At 59.6% G+C, this 24,893-nt stretch carries 13 protein-coding genes and 6 pseudogenes; 10 read left to right on the top strand and 9 right to left on the bottom strand.

Annotation, left to right across the window (positions count from 1 at the left end; all coding sequences use genetic code 11):
* Window positions 1-5 precede the first annotated feature (5 nt).
* From BF95_RS01005 to BF95_RS27180, 3 genes and pseudogenes are all read left to right on the top strand, one after another.
* Window positions 6-3,334 (top strand): annotated as a pseudogene (locus BF95_RS01005) (glycosyl hydrolase).
* A gap of 969 nt (window positions 3,335-4,303) precedes the next feature.
* Window positions 4,304-5,395 (top strand): hypothetical protein, encoded by a 1,092-nt coding sequence (locus BF95_RS28605; protein WP_235209506.1) that lies wholly within the window; start codon window positions 4,304-4,306, stop codon window positions 5,393-5,395.
* A gap of 474 nt (window positions 5,396-5,869) precedes the next feature.
* Window positions 5,870-7,015 (top strand): FadR/GntR family transcriptional regulator, encoded by a 1,146-nt coding sequence (locus BF95_RS27180; protein ID WP_161774200.1) that lies wholly within the window; start codon window positions 5,870-5,872, stop codon window positions 7,013-7,015.
* 25 nt (window positions 7,016-7,040) lie between these two features.
* Here the strand turns inward: BF95_RS27180 and glpK are convergent, their stop codons facing one another.
* The 7 genes and pseudogenes from glpK to BF95_RS00960 all read right to left on the bottom strand — a co-directional run bounded on the left by glpK (window position 7,041) and on the right by BF95_RS00960 (window position 16,224).
* Entirely contained in the window at window positions 7,041-8,519 is a 1,479-nt protein-coding gene (gene glpK, locus BF95_RS00990) for a glycerol kinase GlpK (RefSeq protein ID WP_043148694.1), read from the bottom strand.
* Window positions 8,516-10,017, bottom strand: a pseudogene (locus BF95_RS00985) (glycerol-3-phosphate dehydrogenase). Before BF95_RS00985 ends, glpK begins: the two are co-directional and overlap by 4 nt.
* Before the next feature lie 93 nt (window positions 10,018-10,110).
* On the bottom strand, window positions 10,111-10,929 hold the full coding sequence (locus tag BF95_RS00980) for a DeoR/GlpR family DNA-binding transcription regulator (RefSeq protein WP_051519809.1): 819 nt from the start codon (window positions 10,927-10,929) through the stop codon (window positions 10,111-10,113).
* 19 nt (window positions 10,930-10,948) lie between these two features.
* Window positions 10,949-11,851 carry an alpha/beta hydrolase fold domain-containing protein gene (locus BF95_RS00975; protein WP_200866855.1) on the bottom strand — a complete coding sequence of 301 codons (903 nt, stop codon included), beginning with the start codon at window positions 11,849-11,851 and terminating at the stop codon, window positions 10,949-10,951.
* A 22-nt stretch (window positions 11,852-11,873) separates the two neighbouring features.
* Window positions 11,874-12,398, bottom strand: a complete 525-nt coding sequence (locus BF95_RS00970; RefSeq protein ID WP_043148813.1) for a DUF3237 domain-containing protein — start codon at window positions 12,396-12,398, stop codon at window positions 11,874-11,876.
* 2 nt (window positions 12,399-12,400) lie between these two features.
* Window positions 12,401-14,086 (bottom strand): alpha/beta hydrolase family protein, encoded by a 1,686-nt coding sequence (locus tag BF95_RS00965; protein ID WP_043148693.1) that lies wholly within the window; start codon window positions 14,084-14,086, stop codon window positions 12,401-12,403.
* A gap of 2 nt (window positions 14,087-14,088) precedes the next feature.
* Window positions 14,089-16,224, bottom strand: coding sequence for a TonB-dependent receptor (locus BF95_RS00960; protein ID WP_235209505.1), 2,136 nt, complete (start codon window positions 16,222-16,224; stop codon window positions 14,089-14,091).
* A gap of 235 nt (window positions 16,225-16,459) precedes the next feature.
* On the opposite strand from BF95_RS00960, the pseudogene BF95_RS28600 reads away from it, so the two are divergent.
* A pseudogene (locus BF95_RS28600) lies at window positions 16,460-16,654 on the top strand (transposase); the annotation flags it as partial.
* Window positions 16,655-17,202: 548 nt separating this feature from the next.
* Here BF95_RS28600 and BF95_RS28595 read toward each other — a convergent pair.
* Window positions 17,203-17,988 carry a Fic family protein gene (locus tag BF95_RS28595; RefSeq protein ID WP_235209504.1) on the bottom strand — a complete coding sequence of 262 codons (786 nt, stop codon included), beginning with the start codon at window positions 17,986-17,988 and terminating at the stop codon, window positions 17,203-17,205.
* A 195-nt stretch (window positions 17,989-18,183) separates the two neighbouring features.
* Between BF95_RS28595 and BF95_RS28590 the strand changes: the two genes are divergently transcribed.
* Together BF95_RS28590 and BF95_RS00945 are read left to right on the top strand one after the other, a co-directional pair.
* Window positions 18,184-18,321: a hypothetical protein gene (locus BF95_RS28590; RefSeq protein ID WP_235209503.1), complete on the top strand. Its 138-nt coding sequence runs from the start codon at window positions 18,184-18,186 to the stop codon at window positions 18,319-18,321.
* Window positions 18,322-18,715: 394 nt separating this feature from the next.
* Window positions 18,716-19,240, top strand: a pseudogene (locus BF95_RS00945) (alginate export family protein); the annotation flags it as partial.
* Between the two features lie 64 nt (window positions 19,241-19,304).
* Here the strand turns inward: BF95_RS00945 and BF95_RS00940 are convergent.
* Window positions 19,305-20,002: pseudogene (locus BF95_RS00940) on the bottom strand (pirin family protein).
* A gap of 113 nt (window positions 20,003-20,115) precedes the next feature.
* Here BF95_RS00940 and BF95_RS00935 point away from each other — a divergent pair.
* The 4 genes and pseudogenes from BF95_RS00935 (at window position 20,116) to ku (ending at window position 24,865) form a co-directional block, all read left to right on the top strand.
* Window positions 20,116-21,045: a LysR family transcriptional regulator gene (locus BF95_RS00935; RefSeq protein WP_043148689.1), complete on the top strand. Its 930-nt coding sequence runs from the start codon at window positions 20,116-20,118 to the stop codon at window positions 21,043-21,045.
* Window positions 21,046-21,417: 372 nt separating this feature from the next.
* Window positions 21,418-23,730: a glycoside hydrolase family 127 protein gene (locus BF95_RS00930; RefSeq protein WP_043148688.1), complete on the top strand. Its 2,313-nt coding sequence runs from the start codon at window positions 21,418-21,420 to the stop codon at window positions 23,728-23,730.
* A gap of 3 nt (window positions 23,731-23,733) precedes the next feature.
* Window positions 23,734-23,865, top strand: a pseudogene (locus BF95_RS27175) (IS5/IS1182 family transposase); the annotation flags it as partial.
* A gap of 100 nt (window positions 23,866-23,965) precedes the next feature.
* Entirely contained in the window at window positions 23,966-24,865 is a 900-nt protein-coding gene (ku, locus tag BF95_RS00925) for a non-homologous end joining protein Ku (protein ID WP_043148810.1), read from the top strand.
* Window positions 24,866-24,893 lie beyond the last annotated feature (28 nt).

Genomic DNA, 24,893 nt, shown 5'->3' with positions numbered 1-24,893 from the left:
TGCCCATGCCCAAAACCGTTCGCCTTGCGGCCCTGCTGGCTTGCGTCGCCTTTGCCTCGCCATCGCTGGCCGACGATCTGGCTGATGGCTTCGCCAACCCGCCCCAGTCGGCGCGCCCGCGCGTCTGGTGGCACTGGATGAACGGCAACGTGACGAAGGACGGGATCGACAAGGATCTCGACTGGATGGCGCGCATGGGCATTGGCGGGGTCCAGAATTTCGATGCCAATCTGATGACGCCGCAAATCGTGGCGGACCGGCTGACCTATATGACGGACGGATGGAAGGATGCGTTCCGCCATGCGGTAAAGACCGCTGACGCCAAGGGACTGGAATTCGCCATCGCTGCATCGCCTGGCTGGAGCGAGACGGGCGGACCATGGGTGGAGCCGCAAGACGGTATGAAGAAGCTGGTCTGGGCGGAGGCCGATTTGCGCGGCGGTGCGCGGTTTGCGGGCCCGTTGCCCTTGCCGCCTTCGGTCATCGGCACGTTTCAAAGTGCCCGGTCCCATGAAGCCCAGGATGGCTTCCTCGCAAAAGGCAAGCCGATCGAGCCGCTCTATCGCGATGCGAAACTGCTGGCCTATCCCATGGCAGCGGCATCGCTACCGCGCCCAGCCGCGATGCAGGGCGATGGCAGGGCAGTTGCGCTCGATGCGCTGACTGACGCGGATATGGAAAGCACGGTTGCGCTGTCGGTCGGCTCCGATGCACAAGCGGGCACGCTGATATTGGATTATGGCAAACCCGTCACGGTGCGCGCTGCGACCCTCTACATTCCCAACGCGAAGCCACCCTTTCGTGATCCGCTGTATCAACCGGTGCTGGAAGTTGAGCAGGAAGGCCGATGGCATCGACTGGGCGATTTCCCGTTGGGGGAAGCCAGCACGACGATCGGCTTCGACGCCGTCACCGCGCGCCGTTTCCGCTTGATCCTCAGCCTCAACACCGGCCCCAAAACGCCTGCCCTGGATGAAGGCGCGCCCGGCGCGATCAAGATCGATATCTTCGCTCAGGAGAAGACGGCGACCTTGGCGATCGGCGATTTCCGTCTGCATGGGGAAGCGAAACTGGACCGGTTCGAGGCGAAGGCAGGCTATACTATCCTGCCCGATTATGCCGTGTTGAAGCCGGCGGGCAATGGCGACGCGATCGATCCAGCCAAGGTGATCGACTTGACCGGAAAGCAGCGCGCCGATGGCACGCTCGACTGGACCGCGCCAAAGGGAGAGGATTGGCGGATCGTGCGGATGGGTTGGTCGCTAACCGGCAAGACCAATCACCCTGCCACGCCCGAAGCCACGGGGCTGGAGGTCGATAAATATGATGCCGACGCCGTGCGCCGCTATCTGGAAACTTATCTTGGCATGTATCGCGACACGGTGGGCGCAGAATGGATCGGCAAGAAGGGCATCCGCGCGCTGCTCACCGATAGTATCGAGGTGGGCGCAGCGAACTGGACGCCACGCATGGTCGAGGAATTTCAGGCACGGCGCGGCTATGACCCGGTGCCGTTCCTGCCCGCGCTAACCGGCGCAATCATGGGATCAACCGCTAAGAGCGACGCCTTTCTCCATGATTTTCGTCAGACGCTGGCCGACCTGATGGCCGACGCTCATTACGGCACGGTGGCCAAGGTCGCGCACGAACATGGCCTGACTGTCTATGGTGAGGCGCTGGAAAATGGTCGCCCGGTGCTGGGCGACGACTTGGCGATGCGCTCATATGCCGACGTACCGATGGCGGCCATGTGGACCTTCAACCGCGGCGGCAAGCCTCGCCCGACGCTGATCGGCGACATGAAGGGCGCTGCCTCGGTCGCCCATATTTATGGCCAGAATATCGTGTCGGCCGAAAGCATGACATCGGCCTTTGCGCCCTGGGCGTTTGCGCCTTCGGATCTCAAGCGCGTCATCGATCTGGAATTCGTGTCGGGGATCAACCGGCCGATCGTCCACACCTCCGTCCATCAGCCGGTGGATGACAAGGTGCCGGGCCTCAGCCTCATGATCTTCGGTCAATATTTCAACCGGCATGAAAACTGGGCAGAGATGGCCAAGCCCTGGGTCGATTATATGGCGCGCACTGGATATCTGCTCCAGCAGGGCCGCGACAGCGCGGATATCGCCTATTTCTATGGCGAGGATCAGCCGATCACGTCGCTGTTCGAACATGGCGTGCCGGGCGACCTGCCGACGCGCTACGCCTATGACTTCGTCAATGCCGACATACTGGCAAAGCAGCTGACCGTCGAAAATGGCGAACTGGTCGCCAGAAGCGGTGCTCGCTATCGCGCCTTGTATCTAGGCGCCTCGAGCAAGGTGATGACCCTACCGACATTGCGCCGGATCGCCGCGCTGGTTGATGACGGCGCGACGGTGATTGGCATGGCACCGCAGCGCGCGCCGGGGCTGTTGGACGACGTATCAGCGTTCAAGGCGTTGGCGGACCGGCTGTGGGGCGGGTCGCTGAACGATAAGGGGCGCGTGATCGCCAATACCGTCGATGTCGAGGTGGCATTGGCAGGAATCGGTCTCGGCCCCGACTTTCATGTGACGGCTGGCGCAACGGACGCCGACTATCGCTTCGTCCATCGCAAGCTCGCCGATGGCGACCTCTATTTCGTCAACAACCGCACCGACAAGGCTGCCCGGATAGAAGCGAGATTCCGCGTGACGGGGCGACAGCCTGAATTCTGGCGCGCGATCGACGGCAGTGCCGCGCCGGTTTCTTACCGGACCGAGGGTGGTGAAACCATCGTCCCGCTGGACGTGGGGGCTGAAGATGCCTTCTTCATCCTGTTCCGCAAGCCTGCGAGAAGCACGGCACTGACCTTGCCAACGACGACAGCACGAACTGTCGGAACGCTCGACGGTCCCTGGATGGTCGGTTTTCAGCCAGGGCGCGGTGCACCCGGACGAATTGAGATGCCTTTTCTCACCCCTCTGGAAACCAGCGCCGATAAAGGGATCAAATATTTCTCCGGCATCGCCAGCTACGCCAGTCGCTTCACCTTGCCAAAGGGCGTGAAGCCCAACGGATCGCTATGGATCGATCTGGGCAAAGTCGGCGACATAGCGAGGTGTGGGTGAATGGGCAGATCGCCGGGACGACATGGTTCCCGCCATACCGTGTCGACATCAGCAAACTGACGAAGGCGGGGGCGAATCAGATAGAGGTGAAGGTCGCCAACCTGTGGGTCAATCGCCTGATCGGAGACCAGCAGCCTAACGCACAAAAGATTAGCTTCACGGCAGCACCAACTTATCAGCCGCACGCACCGCTGCGTCCATCAGGGCTGATCGGGCCGGTCACAATATTTTCAGAACCATAAGACGGAAGCCCATTCCCAATCAGACGGTGATCATGACAGTAAGCGCGACGTCAAATTAATATTCACGCTTGAGTTTTTCATATTGGATAGAGATTTTATGGTCGCCTCGGTCTGAACTGATTGCTGTCTGAAAGCGATATCGACATTTGATATGAAATGGTAACCCCTCTACAACATTTCGAAAGTGTCCAACCATTGAACTGAACGTTCTAGCAGGTGCCACTTGTGAGAATAGCGTGGCGTTGTTGTATACCTGCGTAATCGCTACCTCTCTACCGGTACATGGCCTTGGGTCTCGGACACATCGGCATCAAAAAAGGAAAGCACGGTCGTTTCGCGAGTGATAGTGTAGGTTATACGGGTTTCCTGCACTGTTCGATCACATGCGGATCTTACTCTTGAACGAGACCTGACTGCAATTGCTCGGCTAGCAATCGGCGTTTGCAAGGCGAACTGATTTCAAGCGGCAATGGCTGGTTCTGCCGACAGGTGCCATTGGACGATAGCCGCGCGATGGCGGCTTTGTCCCACGACTCAGCGTTCGCTTCCGGTAGCAGTCGACCCTTCTGAGACATTCATGACCGAATTTCTCGTTCCCGATTCCAGTCAGTCCGCTTCTTCACATTGGCACGGGTTGGAGGTGCTGCCTGGCTACATTTTTCACAGCATCGGTCATGTCCTGAAGGGTTTGGGCATGGAGACGGGATACTGTCCAAAATAGCTGGACGTCCATTGTGTGTTCCGGCACCAATTCGACCAGAGTACCTGCATGGATGTGCGGTTTTGCCAATGTCTTCGGTTGAAGGCCCCAACCAAGACCGGCGCAGGCGAGGTCGAGAAATCCCTGCGTCGATGGAATCTAGTGCGTTGGTGCATTAAGCTTGGCGTCGAAGGCGGCTTACGTCGAATGACCCATGGTGACAATGTACCTCTTCGCTATCATTTTTCTCTCATCGTCGGGAATCTTGCATGACACGCTGGCCGCTTATCTCTTCCGCCGTTCTACTCGCCGTGGTAATGATCGCGCGTGGAGACGCCGTGCCAACAAAGAAGTCGGCCTGGAATGGCACCGCAGCAGCAGCCTATCTGGACAATCGTCTCACCTGGTGGCGTCAATGGCCTAAGGCTGAGCGGGACCATGGCACGCGCTGTGTATCCTGCCACACCTCGCTGCCGCATGTCCTTGCCATGCCCTCGCTCCGCAGCCAGTCAGGCAAGCAGAGGCAAAGCGTCGATGAGATGGGAATGTTCGATGACGTGGTTAAGCGCGTCTATCTTTGGGATGAAGTCGAACCCTTCTATCCCGACCAGACGCGCGGCGTACCCAAGTCGGCGGAATCGCGCGGCGTCGAAGCCGTTCTCAACGCGCTGATACTGGCGACACGGGATCAGGAACGCGGCCACCTTGGACCCGACACGCGACAGGCCTTCGCCCACATGTGGGGCGTGCAGATGAAGGCGGGCGATCAGAAGGGCGGCTTTACCTGGCTCAACTTCCGGTTGGAACCCTTCGAATCCCCGACAGCGACCTATTGGGGGGCGACGTTGGCCGCGCTGGCCGTCGCGCGTGCGCCGGATGGGTATGCAGCCGATCCGGCGGTTGCTCCGCAGGTTGACGCACTGCGCGCCTATCTACGAACAGGCATCGGCGGCTCGCTTTATTCCCGCGCACTTATCCTGTGGGCTGACAGCCAGCTTGGCGGCGTATTGCCGCCGGATCAGCGAAGCAAAGTGATTTCGGATTTGGTCGCATCCCAGCGAGCGGACGGCGGATGGAATTTACCAAGTCTATCGACCTGGCAGAGGATCGACGGCTCCAATCTGCCGCAAGAGAGTGACGGATATGCCACCGCGATAGTCGCGGTCATTCTGCGTGAAGTAGGAGGACCGACCGGCGCGGTGGCGCTCAAACAGGCACAGGCTTGGCTGGCTGCTCATCAAGGCCAAGACGGCGCTGTAGCAGCGCGGTCAATCAACAAGGACCGCAAACCTGGCACGGACGCCTATCTTTTTATGACAGACGAAGCGACCGGCATGGCTGCACTTGCCATGCGCCGTTAGAGATCGGCAGGCATAGGTCGACCCTTGTGAGACATTCAAGCGTGATTTTTTGTTTCTCGCCTGCAGACAGTCCGGTTTCCGGTACTGGTCGACAAACTCACGCCATTCCACGTTGCGCCATGGACCGCAGTTAACACCGAAACCTACCACTGTCCGGTCACACTGCCACACGCCTTTTTGACCTCTTTGGGTTTTACTGGAATCCGCCTGCATCAGGCCAAAACCCTTACTTCCATCGATGTGAGCATGATACGAATTTTGTGCAAACTGTGTTAAAACCCAGCCTGTCCGATTTTCATGTTAGCGCATAGTATTCAGTTAGCGCTTTCTGGGTCTAATTTGCTACCACTCCCCAATCTGCCGGTTCAAACCATACAACTACGCATCGATCCATAGATAGCCGTCATCCCCTTTGTCATCGCGCTCCAAACGCGCTATCCAATGCAAATGAGGGGGATCACACAACAAAGCGCCGTGCCGGGCAAATGTGACACACCTGTATTGGCGCGGGCGCGAGAACTGTTTGGCAACGTCGTTCGGGGCAAAGGGCACATTTGCTCGACAGCAGCCGATCTGGCGGACCGTATCGAACAGCATTTATCCTCTACGATTACCACGACGGACAACCTGACCGAAACGTTGATTGCCAGCCGCTATAAGGTTGGCCGCCGGGTCGCTCGTCAAGTCAGCCGGGTCATGCAACATCGGGGCATCATGGAACCACGCCGGGGCGGCAATGGGATGGGTGGATTATGGGCGGTCGTTCCCGACCCCGATGCCATCGTGTCCGCCCTTCATGCCGAAATCGACGATTGCGACCCGACGGTCGCGGCAAAGGAGGCGGTGGTCTGGCTGGCGCCAACGCTGACGTTGCAGATTGATGCATCGACCGAGCTGGTCAGGCGCCTTCTGGGCCACATGTCGGCCGCCAGTCGGGACACGCGCCTGCTCCATACCCGTTCCACCCAGGCGGAATGGGTCGCATCCTGCATTGTTTCAGACGCACAGGGGCATAGCGCGCCCGGTGCCTATCTTGGCTCACTCGCGGCCATCGCCGAGCGTTATGGCATCAGCCTTGAAGTCGCGGTCGAAGCGGTCAGAATATTGGAGGATCACCAGCAGGTTGTTTTGAAGCGTGGGCGGCAGGGAGGTGTCTTCCTGGCAGGACTGCGCCAGAGCAAGGCGCTGCACATGACTAATGCCTTTCTGGCGGGCCATCATGCGTCGCCAAAACGATGCCGTCTTCTTCTGGATGCGGTCAATTATGCGATGATTGAACTGGCCTGCCAACGTCGGGATGATCCGGGCGTGTTACGGGTTCAGCAATCTTTCAAATCGATGGAGCAGGCGCGTAATCCGACTGCATTGGGCACGGCCTGGTATTCCTTCATCCGCGACATTGCAGATCTGGCAGGCAACCCCATCCTGCATTTCACCGCGCGCACGCTCGCCGGCTCCATCCTTCTACGCCGCGTCAGCAGCGCCGAGTTGCCCGACGCGGCAGCGCGCGAATTGTTCGATGCCAGCCGCCTGATCATGGACAACATCGTCAGCCATAGCGACAGCGGCAACAAGGAAGCGCATCTGCGCTGCCAGTTCGCCCTGGAAAATTACTGGTGACGTTTAGCCTGTGATGTTGAGCCGTTTAGCATAAGACATGTCGAACAGCGTCACGCCAGCCGGACAAGAGACGGTTCCGCTCGGTCATTGCCATCGTGGGAACGAAATGACGGTCCAGCGGCACCCGTGATGTGGCGTCGGGCAAAGCGCTCCAAATCCCAGCCCCCGTTCCCGCAAGAAATGCCGCGCCAAGCGCCGTAGTTTCGATGTTGGCCGGGCGTAGGATAGACATGTCGAGGATGTCGGCCAGAAACTGACACAGCCAGTCATTCGCCACCATCCCGCCATCGACCTTAAGCGCGTCAAATGTCAGGCCGCTATCGAGCGTCATCGCGTTCAACAGGTCGGCGGCCTGATAAGCGACGCATTCCAGCGCGGCGCGAACGATATGCTCTGGCCCCGTCCCGAACGTCATCCCCGTCAGCATGGCCCGTGCCGTCGGGTTCCAATGGGGCGCACCCAATCCGACGAATGCGGGAACCAGATAGACCCCTTCATTGTCTGGCAGCGAGCGCGCCATGACTTCCGTTTCGGCCGACGAAGCGACGAGGCCGAGCTTGTCCCGCGTCCATTTGACGCCCGCCCCTGCGACGAAAAAGGCGCCCTCCATGGCGTAATGGGCGACGCCCGCCGAATAGCAGGCGACAGTGGCCAGCATACGATGTTCGGAATGGCAGATATGCGATCCGGTATTTTGCATGGCAAATCCCCCGGTCCCCAGGGTGATCTTGGCGTCCCCTCTCCCCAGACAGCCCTGGCCGATCAAGGCGGCCTGCTGATCACCCACCATGCCCGTGACAGGCAGCGACACGCCCAGGACATGGCGGTCGGACATGCCAAAGAGAGCGTCATTTTCGCGCACTTGGGGTAAAATCTGCATTGGGATGGCGAACATGCGGCACAGTTCCGGGCACCAAGCCATCTTGCCGATGTCAAATAGCAGCGTGCGCGATGCATTGGTGGCGTCGGTCGCATGGACCTTTCCCCCGGTCAGTCGCCACAGCAGGAAGCAGTCAATGGTGCCGAAGGCCAGACGTCCGCGTTCCGCCAGATCACGCGCCGAGGGGATGGTGTCGAGCAGCCAGGCGAGCTTGCTGGCGGTAAAATAGGAGTCGAGCAGCAGACCAGTCTTGTTCCTGACCTCCGGCTCCAGCCCATCATCTATGAACCGCTGGCACAGGTCCGCGCCGCGCCTGTCCTGCCAGACTATAGCGGGGTGGATTGGTTGTCCGCTTTCCCGGTCCCACAGCACGCAGGTTTCACGCTGGTTGGCGATACCGATGGCGGTGACATCCAGCCCCAAGCCTACCGCTTTATCCAGAGCGTCGCGCGCAGTCGACACGACATCGCGCCAGATCGCTTCGGGGTCATGTTCCACCCAGCCTGCGGCGGGATAGGATTGGACGAGTTCGACACGAAAAGCAGCGCGCACGGCCGTCGTTTCGTCGATCAGCAAGGACCGGGTCGACGTAGTACCCTGATCAATCGCGAGCACGGCTTTCATGCTGCATCCCCCTTATTGTCGGCTATCCAAGCGGCAAGAGCTTCCGTCTCCGCCGACGTAAATAACAGGCCCAATTTCGTTCGGCGCCACAGGATATCGTCCGCCGTACTGGCCCATTCGCGCGTCATCAGATGGTGAACCTCATATTGGGTCAGCCCATGGCCAAAATGGCGGCCGCAATCATTCAGCGTGCGCGCGTCTTTCAAAATATCGAAGCAGGTCATGCCATAGCATCGCACAAGCCGTTCGCTCCACGCCTCGGTCAGAAACGGATATCGGTCCCGCACCTGCGTCATGAGGCATTGGCCCCTTCCATCGGGAAATCTCCGCCGGGCAGCGGCGCGCTGTCGGTCCAGCCGGTCGTGGACAGGCCGAGGAGCCGCTGCGCCAGGAGAGCAAGCGCGCTGTCGGCAAGATGGCGGTAGGTGGTCAATTTACCGCCAAACACGCTCAGCAACGGCGCGCCATCGGCTTCTGGCGACAGGTCAAGCCGATAGCCGCGCGTCGCGGCCTCCGGTCGGCCCGACCCGTCATCCACCAGCGGGCGCACGCCTGCAAAGCTCCAAACAACGTCGGACGGCTTGATCTGCAGGGCGAAATATCGGTTCGCGCCTTCGCACAGATAGGCGATTTCGTCCGAATCCGCACGGATATCCGAAAGCGGGCCGGTATGATCGACATCGGTCGTGCCGATCAGGGTGAAATAGCGCTCATAGGGAATGGCAAAGAAGATGCGCCCGTCCGGCAGCTGGAAAAAGTAGGAAAAGTCATGGTCGAACAGGCGTGGAACGACGATATGGGAACCACGCACAAGCCGCATGCGTAACCCATCGCTCGTCACTTTAGCGAGGCCAAGCACATCGAGCACGGCCGGTCCGCCTGCATTCACAACAGCCCTAGCATGGAATGTCTGCCCGCCCGTTGCGCTCACGTGCCATCCCGTTTTCATCCGTATCAAACCGGTTGCCGCAGTGCGTGGCAGGATGCGTGCGCCCCGGTCAGCGGCATCACGCAGGTTGAGCAGCACCATGCGTGCATCGTCCACCCAGCAGTCCGAATAGGCAAAGCCGGTGCGAAAGCCGGGTTTCAGGGGTTTACCTGCAACATGCTTCCGCAGGTCGAGCGTCCGCGTGGCCGACAAGCGCTTGCGTCCACCAATATGATCGTAGAGGAACAGTCCAAGTCGCAAGAGCCAGCGCGGGCGCAACCCCTTTTGATAGGGCAGCACGAACCGCATCGGCCATACGATGTGGGGTGCGATAGACCAGAGCCGCTCCCGCTCGGCCAGCGACTCCCGCACCAGGCCAAATTCATGATGTTCCAAATAGCGTAGGCCACCATGGATCAGTTTCGTGGAGGCAGAGGATGTCCCCCGCGCAATATCGCCCGCCTCCAGCACGACGACGCGCAAGCCACGCCCGGCCGCATCGCGCGCAATCCCAGCACCATTGATGCCCCCACCGATGACCAAAAGATCACAATCCGTTTCATGCCGCATGTCAGATCTCGTTCACCCTTATGGCTCTGCCGCACGTCTGGCGCGACAGCCGCCTTTCTATCTCAGCAATCCCGTTCGAGACGTCTAGCGCGCCTAACCCCGATCCGTCTCGACCACCCGCACGCCTTCACGCGCACATATGGCGGCCAGATCGCGATCCACGAGCCTATCGGTCACGAACGTGTCGATATTGGCCATGGTCGCAAACCGCACTGGCGCATGACGCGCCAGTTTCGATGAATCCGCGACCAGAATAACGTGTCGAGCGCTGGCGACGATCGACTGTGAGACTTTGATCTCGTCAATGTCGAAATCCAGCAGGCTCCCGCTTTTGTCGATCGCGCTGGCCCCGATGATGGCATAATCGACCTTGAAGGCGCTCAGAAAATCCACTGCCAGCGGGCCGATGATGGCACGATCCTCCGAGCGCAGACGCCCACCAGCGACGATGACATCGACGCCTTTTGAATCGGCAAGGATTTCGGCCACGTTCAAATTATTGGTCACAGCCATCAGCCTTTGATGCCGGACCAGGTGCGATGCCACCGCTTCCGTCGTCGTACCGATATTGATGAACACGGAGACGGCGGCGGGCACCAACGTCGCCGCCGCTGCACCGATACGGCCTTTTGCATCGGATGCGATGGCCTGGCGGGATTGATAGCCGATGTTATCCAGCGTCGATCGCAGTACCGCCCCGCCACGCACCCGGCTAATCAAACCCTGTTGATCCAGCATCCGCAGGTCGCCCCGGATCGTCTGCGGTGTCACGCCCAGATGATGGGCCAGCGCCTCCACTTTCACGCTGCCTAGCGCATGGAGTTGCTCCACCAGCTTGACGTGACGGATGGCAGCGAGATCGCGCAGGGCATCGCTGTCCGCCGGTGTTGCCTTTGCCGGGTCTGGCACCATCTTCTGTTTGCTATGCACCTCAGTATGCCCAGGTAGCGCGAACATGGTCGGCGATACGACGATAGACCTGCGCGACCATGTCGGGGGCTGCATCCCGAAGATTATAGCCATGGTCGACACCGGCAATGTCGATATGTTCGATAAGGCATCCCGCTTTTGCCAACCGCTGGGCATAGGCACTGGCTTCGTCGCGCAGGACGTCCAGTTCTGCGGTTATGACGACCGCTGGTGCAACGCGCTGCAGTTGCAGATCGGTCGCACCAATCAGCGGGGACGCGCCCGCCTCCGATCGTAGGGCGGCGTCGGGCGTGTAGGCAGCGTTGAACAGACGGGCCAAAGCGGGTGGGATGAGCGGCTTGGCGGCGCGCCCCTTTTTGTCCGCCGGATCCGTGACAAGGTCGAGCGGCGGATAATGCAGTATCTGCCGCTCGATAGGAGGGATGCCACCGTCCGCCGCCAGAAGGCACAGCGCCGCCGCCAGGCCGCCGCCGGCGCTCTGGCCGCCGACGGTCATCCGTGTGCCGTCCCAACCGCCTTCTTCACCGCTGGTCGCAGCCCAGTTGGCGAGTTCAAAGGCTTGCTGCACGGCAGCGGGATAGCGGAACTGCGGAGCCAGAACATAATCGATATTGAGGACGTACACCCCCGCCTGATCGGCAAGGAAGGCGCAAAAAGGGTCATCCTGCTGCAAATGCCCCATCACATAGCCGCCGCCGTGAAAGTTCAGATGTACGGCTGTTGTCGAGGTGGGGTTTGGCGGCGCGTAGACATCGACACGCGCGGGGCCGTGGCGCGTTGGCACATGGATTACATGCACTCTTCGCGGAATAGACGTAAAACATAGAGATTTGGGCACCACCGTGATGCGCGGCGCGATGAAAGCCTGCATAAGGCGCGCGCCAATGTCATGAAATATTGCCACAATCTGTCCCTATGCCCGGCCGTCATTCGACTTCGTAAAAGCGGATCGCAACGCGCCGGACTTTGCCATCGCTATCTGGAAGAGGGGTGATGACGGAGGTAAATACGGCCTTGTTCAACCAGTCATATTTCCCCGTCGGCGCGGTAAAAACAGGGGTCGCCCGCAAATATGGCCCCTGCTTGCCCGCCCGATCACACGCCAGACCGACGTTGCGCACATGGATCAAGGTGGCATCGTCCGTACGCAGAAAATAATCGGCGACAATTTCCGTGCAACCATCGGCCCTGACCAATTGCCAATCCGCGCCACCGGGAACGACTACGCCCCGCAATTGCGGCCCGGCAAAGCTGCCGCCGGTCAGGCCAATGCGATTGCCAGCCCCACGGGGACCGGGTCCAGCCGGTTCAGGGTCAGCCAAGTCCACCAGTTCCTCGAACACGAAGCGCAGCGGCGGGGCAGCTGGGCCCGGGTTGGTGGCAGCCTGGGCTGTTCCCAGGAATCCAGCGCTCGACACTATCATGAGCGCCCATGCGGCAGTCCTGGTCATGGTCATACTCCGATTGGCTGGGTTGCGGTGAGCGTCCATGTCAGGAACAGTCCGGCAGCAATGCCTCCTGGCAATGTGGACCCTGTGAAGCGCCGCGAAAAAACACCCAGAATAGCGACGAACAGCAGCAAGACGGCGAAATTGATAGCGGGAATGACCAGCAACCCCTGTTGTGGCAGCAGAAGCTGCCCCGTCGCCGCCAGCGTGCCATATTGCGCCGCCAGAAACAGGACAAAGCCGCCGGACAAGGCCAAAGCTGCTACTCCCAGTGCGGAGACGAGGCTGCCCTTCATCAGCGGGCGGATGTCATCCAGCAATCGCAGCGATGTCGCGCAGGACAGGATGAAGAAGGGTGCATAGACCAGAAAATCGCGCGCCCGGTCCATCGTTAGCGGTCGGATGGTGACGATCCACCAGGATGGATTGACGTGGAACAGCCGATCCATCGCGAAAATCAACAGATAGGCCGGGATCAGCGCGAGCAAGGCCATCCCCAAAGCCCGCGCGACGCCGTCTGTCCATACCAAAGCATGGCGGCGACGAAGCACGGCAAGCGACAGCAGGGAGCATAGGAACGCCCAGCCCGCATATTGGTTGGAGAAGGTCTGACGAAACAGGCTATTCTGGCCCAGCATGGCCTCCACGGCCATACAAGCAGGGATGTAGAGCAGGGCCGGAACAATCGCGAGCAACGCAATGTCGCGCCCGCTGGTCGTCGTGGGGATCCCATCGTTGGCCAGCGGCCCCACCCGCGCGAACGCTATACCAGCGGCGGCGAGAAAACCCGCGATCGACAGAGGGATCATGATGAGCGCCAGCAGATTGCCTGTTTCCCGCCAATACCAGACCTGACGGTCCGCTGGAATCGTGCGGCCGCCGCGCAATGTCTGTCCGAACCATTCGATGGCGGGTGTGATGCCTGTGGCGGATTGGTGCAGCCAGGCATGGGAGACAGACGGCGTCAGCAGCTTGCGCGCCGTCCCCTCTTCGATCCGGCCATAGAGTTGGCCTGCAACGACGGGCGCAGTTCCCGTTCCAAAGGTCGTCCGCGCCTTTTCCGTCGCGCCCGTGCGTAAGGGCGCTTCTGCCCCCCACATCAGCCCGCCAAATTCGTCGCGGGTGCCAAAAACGACCAGCAGATTGCGCGGAAAGGTGCGCGTTCCGGCTGGAGCGAAGGGCGCACCTACGCTCGATCCTTCCAGGACCAGGGACTTATAGCCGTCGGGATAGGCCTTGGCAGCGGCCAGGACCGCCCATCCGCCCATGCTATGCCCTTCCAGGCCGATATTGTCCCGGTCCACAAAAGGCAGGCTGCGCAAATAGGCGAGCGCATCCGGCCCCCCGAACCCGTCGGCGAAACTGGTGGGGTCGCTGCCCCCATGGCCGCGCTGATCAGGTGCCAGCACGACATAGCCGCGTCGCGCAAATTCCGTGGCGAAGTTCGCCTGTATTTCGGCATTGTTGAGATAGCCATGCACGGCGAGAATGGCGGGTGCCTTATGCAGCGCCGTCGCCCCGGCCGGGCGGAACAGAAGGGCGCGCATCTGCGCACCCTTCGCCCCCGAAAAATAGACTTGCTGGACATCGACGTCCAAGCTGCCCTGAATTTTTGCCGACAAGAGCATGCTACCAAACGCCATCAGCAGCGCACAAATGCCCAGGAAAAGCCCTGCCTTTCGCTTATCCATGGTCAGAACTTCACCTGAAAATCGATACCGTAGCGGCGGGGGTAAGGAACGGTTCCGAACCGCAGCATGGTGTTGGTTTCGATCCCGACACCGGCCAGCGTCGTATTATTGCTCAAATTCTTGCCCCACAGGCCAAGATTATAGCGATCTTCCTCAAACGCCAGGCCTGCCCGTGCATTATATTCCTGAAACGCCGGGGTGACGCCCAGGCTGAACGGAAAAACCTTGTCATTATAGGCCGTGAAGAACTGCTTGCTCTTATGCACCATGTCGCCATGCAGGGTCAGTTCAACCGCGCTGCTCAACGGCACCGTATAGTCCGCCGCCAAGTTCATCGTGAATCTCGGCGCTTCAATCAAACGGTTGCCCGCCAGATCCACGCCGGTCAGCGTCAGTGTGTTGTATTTGGCATCCAGCAGGCCCATGCCGGCCGACAATCTGATCTGCGGGGTAATGGCCGCAGTGATTTCCGCTTCCAGCCCATTGATCCGTGACCGCCCGGCATTGACCAGCGCCTGGTTGATGATCGACACCGAATTGATGAACTGCTGATCCTTAAAGATATAGTGGAAGGCCGACAGGTTGAGCGTCAAACGACGATCAAACAGACGCGTCTTGAGCCCGGCTTCATAGGCGTCGAGAAATTCCGGCTTGGCGATATTGAGATCACCAGGGAAGACTACCGCGCCACCATTGAACCCGCCGCTGCGATAGCCGCGCGCAAATTGGGCATAGGCCATGACATCCCGCGAGAATTTGTAGCGCAGGCCGACACGTCCACTGGGCTGCGTTTCCTTATATACCTGCGTGGTCAACGGGATACCGAGGCCCGGAATATTCACGATCGACTGGAAATCGGCCATGGTCGTCTTGTCATGGGTCATGCGGAAACCGGCATAGGCGCTCAATTCCGGTGAAAACTCGTATGTTCCGTCGATATAGCCCGCATATGAGGTGCGCGTTTGAAAATAGGTCTGGCGCGCATTAAACGCGCCGTCGAACTGCGACACGTTGAACAGGTTATCGAGCGTATCGCGGAAATAATAGAGACCCGCGATGACATTAAACGGTCCGTCAAACTGTGTGGTCAGCCGGAGATCCTGCGAATATTCCTTCGTTTTCGCGCGGAAATCGAGCGCGAGCAGATTGGCAGCGCTCCCGTCGCCATCCACTTCGTTCAGGAAATAGCCTTTGAGATAGGAGGAAATGGATGTGAGCGCGACCGAACCCAAATCCTTTTTCATCGTCAGCGAGATGCCGTCGCCGCGCACACGGATTTGACCGTCCCGATCATAGTAGCCCTCACGCGCGCCAAGCCTGCGTCCAGTGACCGGATCGATACGCGGATCAAAACCGAACGCATTTGTATTACCGGGCAGATAGCCCGTTACGTTCGTGCCAACCGCTTCGGGTGAGCTGCGCGTGTAGCTGTAGCGCAATGTCGCCTCGAACCCGGCATCATCCTTATATTTCATGGTGACGCGAAAGGCTGTCTTGTCGAGATTGGACTTGTCCCGCCCGCCCGGCCGCAAATTCTTGACGAAACCATCGCTCTGGTTCGTGTTGAAGGAGAAGCGCACGGCAAGTTTATCGTCGATGATCTGGGTATTGGCGGCCCCTTGCAGGGCGACATAGTTATAATTGCCATATTCGCCTGAGAGATAACCCGACGTATCAAATTCCGGTGCCCGCGTGACATAGCTGACTGCGCCGCCCACCGTTTCCTTGCCAAACAAGGTTCCCTGAGGGCCGCGCAGCACCTCTACCCGATCCATGTCGTAGAGTTGCGCTCCGCCCAGGAAAGACGCCCGGACGAAAACTTCATCATAGAAAATGCCGGTGGGGGATGACGCATTGAGGTCGAACGCCGACTGGGAAATGCCGCGAACCGAAAATTTCGGCTGATCTTCGTTACCAAGGACGCTGACGGACAAATTGGGGGTTTGGCGGGCCAATTCGGTCCCGCTACGCATCTGGAGCGTGCCCAACGACGATCCCGACACTGCCGTGATGGCGATGGGGACATCTTGAACATTTTCGGAACGTTTCTGAGCGGTGACGATGATATCACCCGGCATCAGGCCAAGCGACGCGCTATCTGCTGCTTGCTGTTGCGCCTGGGCGGCCGTGACACCCATGGCCATGCTCAACCCTGCGACGGTGCAAAGCAAAATGTGGCGAACATTCACCTTCTCTCTCCCTGTTATCCGACGGCTATCCAAGCCACGTTGTTGTTCGCGCGTTTTCGAAGTTTTTCGTTTCCTTAAATAGTGGTCTATTTGATGACTGAACGCAGAGCGCCGCAAAGCTTTGATTTTGGATGAAGAATCGAACCAATTTTGCTTTCGCCCTGTCCACAAAAGGAGCAGGAGCATGAGAAAGCTCCGGTTTATCGCGGCGCAGATCATCGGGACTATCAAGGAGTAGGAGTCAGGGCTGCCGACGGTAGAAATTTATCGGAAGCAGGGACTGAGCACTGCGACATTTTACAAGCTGAGGGGCAAATACAGCGACATGGAAGTATCCAATGCCCGCCGGTTGCGCCAGATTGACGATGAGGAAGGTAGGGGTTCGGGCGAAGTTAGACCGGGCCATGTATGGCGCTGACCTTCGCACCGGCGAGCATCCTAGGCGTGGTCCTGCTACCCGTCATTATAGGGCTCCGCACTGGGCGCACGCTGGTCCTGTGGATTGTCGGGCTGATACTTTTGGTTTGCGCGCTATCAAAGCCACTCGCACTCGCGGCTGAATCACACAATCTGGCCGCCGTGGTGCGAACCAGCACACTGGCGATGCTCCGCCAGGGTTTCATAGTGACATTGGTCGCAGCGCTGGTCGAATCGGTAACGCCGTGTCCGATGCACGCACGGATGGCTCTCCGTTCGGTGTGTGACTAGAACAGCGCACCCAGTCCAGTCGTCGCGCCGAATGGCTTTCCAACCCACCGCCTACTCGACTACGCGCTTGTCGCTTACCCCAGCATCGAAATAGGTGTGACAAGGCTATGCAAAAAAATGTGAACCATCGGCGCGTAAATGTCGGCTTTAGCGAAGTCCGTTCCCGGAAGCCGTCATTCCGGTAAGTCCCAATGCAAGCCTTTCACGTAAGCGTAGCAATCAGGCTGCGTTCCAGATTTGCTGCCATGCAGCAAATTCCGACGGACGAACCAGGTATCGCGCGAAATTGCCCTCGTGCAAGCCCAGCAACTCCGTTTCTGCGACCTCGGCAAACTGGTCCTGATCGGCCGTTGGGATGAATTCACGGGACGTCGTGACCAGATGCGCGCGTGTCGCCTGTCGGCTCATGGCACCGAGCACAACATCCCGAACGACATCGCGCAACTGTTCCCGATAGCGCAGGCGAAACGGGTCTGGCTCACCCATTGATTGACGAACGGCGGCGTAGCGCGCTGCGGATCGCTGATAGGCCCAAAGGAATACGTCGCGCAGCAATGTTATGTCGTTGCGTTCATAGACGCCAAGCGTGGCGCGCGTGTAAAGGTCGCCTGGAACCTCGGTGAACGACAATGGCGCAAGGTTCGCCCGGATCATGGGAATATTGGCGGCGAGGCGTGATACGCGCTTATTCACATCGTCAAAGGGCTGAAGATAAGGAAGCTGCACCATTATGAAAAAGGCCTGCTCGTATGGATCGTCGATGGCCGCCGCTGTGGCAAGGATTTGATCGAAGCACTCCTCGATGAGACCCGGACCTTCCAGTGGATGAAAAGTTGAACCGTCTATCCCTACGATGATGTGGCGTAGTCGCCCCACCGCCGTCGGGTCAGCTAACAGATTGTTCGCCAATAGCGCATGCAGGTTGAGTATCGTATAGCGATTGAACCCGACATCGTTGGCGTTGGCGACGAGAAACTCGATCGCATCTTTATGATTGAGGATCATCTGCGCTTCGCGCGGTCCGCGTCCCTCGGCGGCTTCCCCGAAATCCAGCAGCCGCCGCGTATCGAGTAGCGAATATGTGTTGCCTTCGAGACGGCTGGAATTCCATGCAAGGTCGATAAGCAGTCTATTCAGTATCTGCTTCGCGTAGGTTCCTGCCGCTGCGGCCTCAATCTGCGGCTTGCCGATTGTAGCCAGATGATCGCGCTGCTGCTGGGTCAGATAGAAGGTTTCGTTCGGCCGGTAACGATCCAGGAAGCTGCGTTCATAGCCGACCGGTTGTCGCACCGCGACGGGCTGGCGCACATAGGCAAGGACAGCGCTGCCTTCAGGTGATATTGGGACGATGTCGGCTGGGCCAGGCTGGGCGATGATTTCATCACCATGGTGATATCGGGCTGCACGCCCGTCGCCGGTAAGGCGTAGCCTACCCGCGTCAACCAAGGCGCGAAGACGATATTGGAGGGTACGACGGGCACCAGGTTCCGCGAGCGCGCTAGTGATCTGCGCTGCTGACGCACCATCCGGGAATTGGGCCACAGCGGCCTCGATCGCTTGTAGGTCAGCTTCAGGTATTGGTCGTGCCACATAACTTCCTTAGTTGCGCAAAAGATAAATCGCGCAACTATAAGAGTCAACGCGCAACTAATCGCGGTTGTGCGCAATTCCGTGGGAGTTCGCGCAAGCTTGCAAGCGCCGGCCTGCCTCTGTTTGAAAGCTCCAGCGCGGTCGATTCGGCACGCAGCCGATCAAAGCCTGGTCGATCGCGACCGAAACCAGCTATGTGTTCGACGCAATGCCGCTCAAGCCTCGGATTCGCCTGCGCGCCAATGCTGCCAGTGGCGATGAAGACCCGAAGGACGACCGGCTGGGCACGTTCAACGCGCTGTTTCCTAAGGGCAAATATTTCGGCGAGCTTACCCCGATCGGGCCGCGCAATATCCTCAACCTACATCCCAGTGTTGATGTCGATCTGGGGCGAGGTATCACTGTCGAACTGGTAGCGGTCGCCTATTGGCGCTTCAGTCGCGGGGATGGCATCTATGACGTGCCCGGCCAATTGATCCGAGAGGTAGGGCAGGGGGCTTCCCGGCACATAGGTCATCAAGTCGAACTGTCGGCTAACTGGCAGGTGAGTACCACATTATTCCTCTCTGCCTCCGCGTCGCTGTTTCAGGCCGGGGGCTTTCTGCGCGAGACTGGCCCCGCTCGGTCGATCCGCATGATCGGGACGGAAGCGATGTTCCGCTTTTAGGCGTTTTTGGACCTAGGGGTATCCGGATTGAAGGGCGCGGCCTGACGCCGCGCCCTTCCTTTCATCATGCGGCGTCGACCAACACGATCTCACTATTCTCGATCGCTATGACCCGGATCACGTCCATGTCGCTGATTGCGGCACCGTCGCGGGCATTTACCCGAACATCGTCGATCTGGATCGCACCCGTTGCAGGCACCAGATAGGCCTTGCGGTCCTTGCCTATGGAGTAATGCGCGCTTTCGCCGGCTTTCAGCGTTGCGGCGACGACCCGCGCATCCGTGCGGATCGGCAGCGCATCCTGGTCATCATCATAGCCCGAAGCGAGCGTGACGAATTGGCCCGATCGCTCGCCCTTGGGGAAGGGGCGCGCACCCCAGCTTGGCGCTTCGCCGCTACGGGTCGGGACGATCCATATCTGGAAGATCTTGGTGGTCACCGCCTCACGATTATATTCCGAATGGCGGATGCCTGTCCCAGCTGACATGACCTGAACGTCGCCTGCTTCCGTCCGGCCTTTATTGCCAGATTATCCTCATGCGTGATCGCCCCTTCGCGGACATAGGTGATGATTTCCATGTCGCGATGCGGGTGCGGCGGAAAGCCGCTATTGGGTTCGATGCTATCGTCATTCCAGACGCGCAGGTTGCCCCAGTGCATCCGGGCTTCGTCATGATAGCCGGCGAACGAGAAATGATGCTTGGCGTCGAGCCAGCCATGGTTGGCGGCACCGAGGCTATCGAAGGGGCGAAGGTCAATCATACTATGTCTCCTGAGCGGACGACGGGGGCCGTCCTGTTGAGACCCATTTAGAGCTTGCGAGCTTATCCGTTCAGAGGGATAAAACTGACTGAAACATTCGAGGAAATCGAACAGTGAACAATCCGGGCATGCCGACCCTTGATCAGTTGCGTCTTTTCCTGGCCATCGTGGACACAGGCAGCTTTGCTGCCGCCGGACGTCGGCTCAATCGCGCCGTGTCCGTCGTGAGCTACGGCATCGCCAATCTGGAAGCGCAGCTTGGCCTTAGTCTTTTCGATCGGGAAGGGACACGCAAGCCGCAGCTCACCGTGGCGGGGCGTGCGCTCTTGTCGGATGTGCGCCATATCTCCCATGGCATTGATGGCCTGCGCGCCAAGGTCAAAGGTCTGCTCGATGGGCTGGAGGCGGAAGTCGATATCGCCGTGGACGTCATGGTGCCGACCGACAGGCTGGGCAAAGTGCTGCGCGCCTTTGTGGCGGAATATCCAACGGTGCAGCTGCGGCTGCATGCCGAGGCCTTGGGCGCAATCACCGCAATGGTGCTGGATCGCCGTGCCATCATCGGTATTTCCGGGCCGTTGGCCGCCGGAGTCGAGGGGGTGGAGTGCATAGCCGCCGGGTCCGTGCCGATGGTCCCGGTCGCTGCGCCCGACCATCCACTGGGACGCATGGATCGCATTCCGCCGGGTGCAGGCCGCGACCATATCCAACTGGTATTGACCGACCGGTCGCGCTTCACCGAGGGGCAGGATTATTCGGTCATGAGCCCCAAAACCTGGCGTCTGGCGGACCTTGGTGCCAAACATGCGCTGCTGCGGGAGGGGATCGGCTGGGGGAATATGCCGCTGCCGATGATCGAGCCCGACCTGGTGGCAGGGACGCTGGTGCGGCTGTCCATGCCCGATCATCCTGGCGGCATATATCGCTTTGCCGGTATTTGGCGACGCGATGCGCCGCCTGGACCGGCGGCGTCCTGGCTACTCGAACAATTTGTCGCCCTTGGCCAGAAGGACATGGAATTGGAGGGGATGGGCGATGTGTGACGCGACGGGCGGAAGGGCATAATTTAGCGGCGGCAGGGGATCACAACAGCGGGATCACGCCGATGGTAGCGCTTGTTGGATTGGAGCGCCAATTTGCGGCGCTGCGCTGTGCCGCGATTTAATTCCCATCACGCGCTGGTAGGTGCATTATCGGGTCGGAACTTATGGGCCGACAACGCATGACCGGTTTCGAGAGAAGCAATTCGTCCAGCGGATAGCAAGAACTGGCCGCATGCAACCGCGCGCGCCTTCACGCTCCGCTCAGCGCCGCCTCCGAACTTTTAGTCCCGGAACAGGATCATATTCGGCTGGTCATTTACTCATACAAAAAGACACGATAGGGTCGGCCTAACATCAGATCGGGAGAGTGACATGGGCTGGACACGGCGCGGCATGCTGGGGGCGGGAATCGCGCTGGGCGCGATGCCGCCATTTGCCTGGGGTGCGCCTGCTGCACCGTTCCTGGCGTCGTCGTTTCCTTTGTCAGCCGTGCGGCTGAAGCCGTCGATCTTTCTAACCTCGGTTCAGGCGAACCAACGTTATCTATTATCGCTCGATGCAGACCGGTTCCTTCATAATTTTCACGCCGGGGCAGGATTGCCGACCAAGGGCAAAGTCTATGGCGGGTGGGAGTCGCGGGGCATCGCTGGGCACTCGCTTGGCCATTATCTGAGTGCGCTGTCGCTGATCTACGCGCAGACGGGCGATCCGCAGTTCCGCGACCGCGCCGCCTATATCGTCGGCGAACTCAAGGCGATCCAGGCGAAACAAGGCGATGGCTATGCGGGCGGCACCACCGTCGAGCGCGATGGCAAGACGGTCGATGGCAAGATCATATATGAAGAACTACGCAGGAGCGAAATCCGATCGACCGGCTTCAGCCTGAACGAAGGATGGGTGCCCCTTTATACCTATCACAAGGTCATGGCCGGTGCGCTGGATGCGCATCTCCATGCGGGCATGAAGGATGGCTTGGCCGTTGCGATCGGCCTTGGCGACTATCTCGGCACGATCGTGGAAGGATTGAGCGATGCCCAAGTGCAGGATATTCTCCGCACCGAGCATGGCGGCCTGACTGAATCCTATGCCGAACTGTACAAGCGCACGGGCAATCGCCGCTGGCTGAACTTGTCGGAACGGATGCGGCATCATTCGATCGTCAATCCGCTCCAGGCCGGACGCGACGAACTGGCGGGCAAGCATGCCAATACCCAGATCCCCAAGATCGTGGGCGAAGCGCGGCTGCATGAACTGACCGGCAATGCCGACCGGGCCAAGGTTGCGCAATTTTTCTGGGCCACCGTCACGCGCGATCACAGCTATGTCATCGGCGGCAATTCGGACCACGAGCATTTCGGCTTGCCGCGCCAACTGGCTCAGCGGCTCGACCAACAAACGTGCGAGGCGTGCAACAGCTACAACATGTTGCGCCTGACACGTCATCTGTACAGCTGGAACGGTGATGCCAGCTATTTCGATTTCTACGAGCGCGCGCACCTCAATCACATCATGAGCCAGCAAGACCCCAAGACGGGCATGTTCACTTACTTCACGGGGCTGGCATCGGGGATGGCGCGCGTCCACTCGAACCCGACCGAGGATTTCTGGTGCTGCGTCGGGTCGGGCATGGAAAGCCATTCAAAGCATGGCGAGAGCATTTATTGGAAGCGCAACGACGCGGTCGCAATCAACCTCTATTATGCCTCCACGCTGAACGCGCCCGAAGCGCAGCTCGACATGGATACCGCGTTCCCGCTGGACAATATGGTGCGGATTGCGGTGACGAAAGCGCCGAAGAAGCTGGCGCTGCGCGTACCTGGGTGGTGCACCACGCCGGTCTTGCAAGTGAATGGTAAGGCGGCAGGCGTCCTTGAGCACGGCTATCTGATGTTGACGGGCTTGAAGACAGGCGACCGCATCACATTGTCGTTGCCCATGCCGGTGCGGGTCGAATCGATGCCCGATGATGCCAAGCTGATCGCCTTCCTGAGCGGCCCCTTGGTCCTGGCGGGCGACATGGGTCCGAGTGAACGCTCGTGGGAGGGTGTGGACCCTGCCCTCGTCACCGATCAGAGCGCGCCGGCATTGGTAGCGGCTGGCGGCCTGCACCATTATCGTCTGGGTGAACAAGGCAAACCGGGCGACCTGACATTGCGACCCTTCTTTGCGCAGCATGAAAACCGTACCGCCGTCTATTTCCGCCGTTTCGATACTGCCGAGTGGCAGACCGAACGCGTTGCCTGGGAACGCGGGGCCAAGGAGCGGGCAGACCTGGCCGCGCGCACGATCGACGTCATCCGACTGGGCGAACAACAGCCAGAGGTCGATCATGGCTTTGCCGACAGTGGCGGATCGGAGGCGGTTTCGCACGTCGCCGACCGCAGCCGGATCGTGAACAAGGGCTTTTTCGAGTTCGACCTGGCCGTCGCACCAGGACCAATGGCGCTGCAAATTGTCTATAGTGGAGGTCAGCGCGACAAGGACTTCCGCATCCTGATCGACGGCAAACAGCTGGCCCGCGAAGGACTGACCGGCAAGATAACGTCCGCTCGCAATGTCCAGACCTATGCCCTGACGGCCGACATGGCGCGGGGTAAATCGAAGATTCGTGTCCGCGTCGAAGCCGACACGTGGCAGGGGGTCGAAGTCTATGTTGCTCGCACCATCCGGACGCAGGCGACGTAAATCTCGCGCGGCGGCCGGACAACGAAGATACATGCCCTTGTGGATGTCCTGGGGCGACCACTCGGCCTCGCCCTGACGCCCGGCAACACCTCCAATGTCAAAGGCGCGGACCTGCAGATGGCCGACCGTGGCTACGACGCGGTCGTTTGCTTCTGTATCTCTGATCCTCCGGGCCATGCGCGCGGAACGGGACCATGCGCGAAGGGTTGATGCGATAGATCGACAGGAGATGATCATGGCTGCACGACCCTATTGGAAAGGCCAGATCCGGCTTGCGCTCGTCTCCATCCCCGTCGAAATCTATTCCGCGACCAGGAGCGGCGCGACGATCGCCTTCAACCAGATCCACGAACCTTCGGGCAAGCGCATCAAATATGAGAAGATCGTGCCCGGCATCGGGCCAATCGACCTGGACGACATCGTCAAAGGCTTTGAATATGCCAAGGGCGAATATGTCCTGCTGGATGAGAAGGACATCGAAGGGGTCAAGCTGGAGAGCAAGAAGACATTGGAATTGACCCAGTTCGTCGATGCGCACGACATCGACATGATCTATTTCGAGAAGCCCTATTATGTGGTGCCAGCTGACGACCTGGCGGAGGAAGCCTTCATCGTCCTGCGGGAGGCGTTGCGGCGCAGTCGGAAGGTCGGTCTTGGCCAGTTGGCGATGCGCGGTCGGGAATATGTCGTCAGCATCAAAGCGTGCGGGCGCGGCATGGTGATGGAGACGTTGCGCTACGCCGATGAAGTCAACAAGGCCGCGAGTTATTTCCATGAGATCGGCGATGGCGAGCCGGATGATGAACTGCTCGATCTCGCCACGACCTTGATCGACAAGAAGACCGGCAAGTTCGATGCGAGCGATTTTCACGATCGCTATGTCGATGCGCTGAAGGAACTTATCGAGCATAAGAAGAAGGGAAAGACGCTCAACATCGACGGCGATGATGACGAGCGTGCCGATCCACGGGGCAATAATGTCGTTGACCTGATGGCGGCGCTGAAAAAATCCATCGGCCCGGCCAGCAAGGCGAAGGCCCCGGCAAAGAAGCCGACGGGCAAGGCTGCAGCCAAGAGTGATGCGAAGTCCGCCGACAAGGCATCCGCAAAAGCGCCTGCCAAGAAGCGGGCGTGAGCAGTTCGTTTCCGATGCTTTGCGCGTA

It is taken from the genome of Sphingobium sp. Ant17 (assembly GCF_000588875.1).
Classification (GTDB): Bacteria; Pseudomonadota; Alphaproteobacteria; order Sphingomonadales; family Sphingomonadaceae; genus Sphingobium.
This window is presented reverse-complemented; position numbering and strand designations above follow the sequence as displayed.

Coding starts and splice junctions, on each gene's coding strand:
- BF95_RS28605 (WP_235209506.1), top strand. CDS start 4,304: ATGACACGCTGGCCGCTTATCTCTTCCGCCGTTCTACTCGCCGTGGTA.
- glpK (WP_043148694.1), bottom strand. CDS start 8,519: ATGAAAGCCGTGCTCGCGATTGATCAGGGTACTACGTCGACCCGGTCC.
- BF95_RS00980 (WP_051519809.1), bottom strand. CDS start 10,929: ATGGTGCCAGACCCGGCAAAGGCAACACCGGCGGACAGCGATGCCCTG.
- BF95_RS00970 (WP_043148813.1), bottom strand. CDS start 12,398: ATGACCAGGACTGCCGCATGGGCGCTCATGATAGTGTCGAGCGCTGGA.
- BF95_RS00965 (WP_043148693.1), bottom strand. CDS start 14,086: ATGGATAAGCGAAAGGCAGGGCTTTTCCTGGGCATTTGTGCGCTGCTG.
- BF95_RS00960 (WP_235209505.1), bottom strand. CDS start 16,224: ATGGGTGTCACGGCCGCCCAGGCGCAACAGCAAGCAGCAGATAGCGCG.
- BF95_RS28595 (WP_235209504.1), bottom strand. CDS start 17,988: ATGATCCTCAATCATAAAGATGCGATCGAGTTTCTCGTCGCCAACGCC.
- BF95_RS28590 (WP_235209503.1), top strand. CDS start 18,184: ATGATCGCGCTGCTGCTGGGTCAGATAGAAGGTTTCGTTCGGCCGGTA.
- BF95_RS00930 (WP_043148688.1), top strand. CDS start 21,418: ATGGGCTGGACACGGCGCGGCATGCTGGGGGCGGGAATCGCGCTGGGC.
- ku (WP_043148810.1), top strand. CDS start 23,966: ATGGCTGCACGACCCTATTGGAAAGGCCAGATCCGGCTTGCGCTCGTC.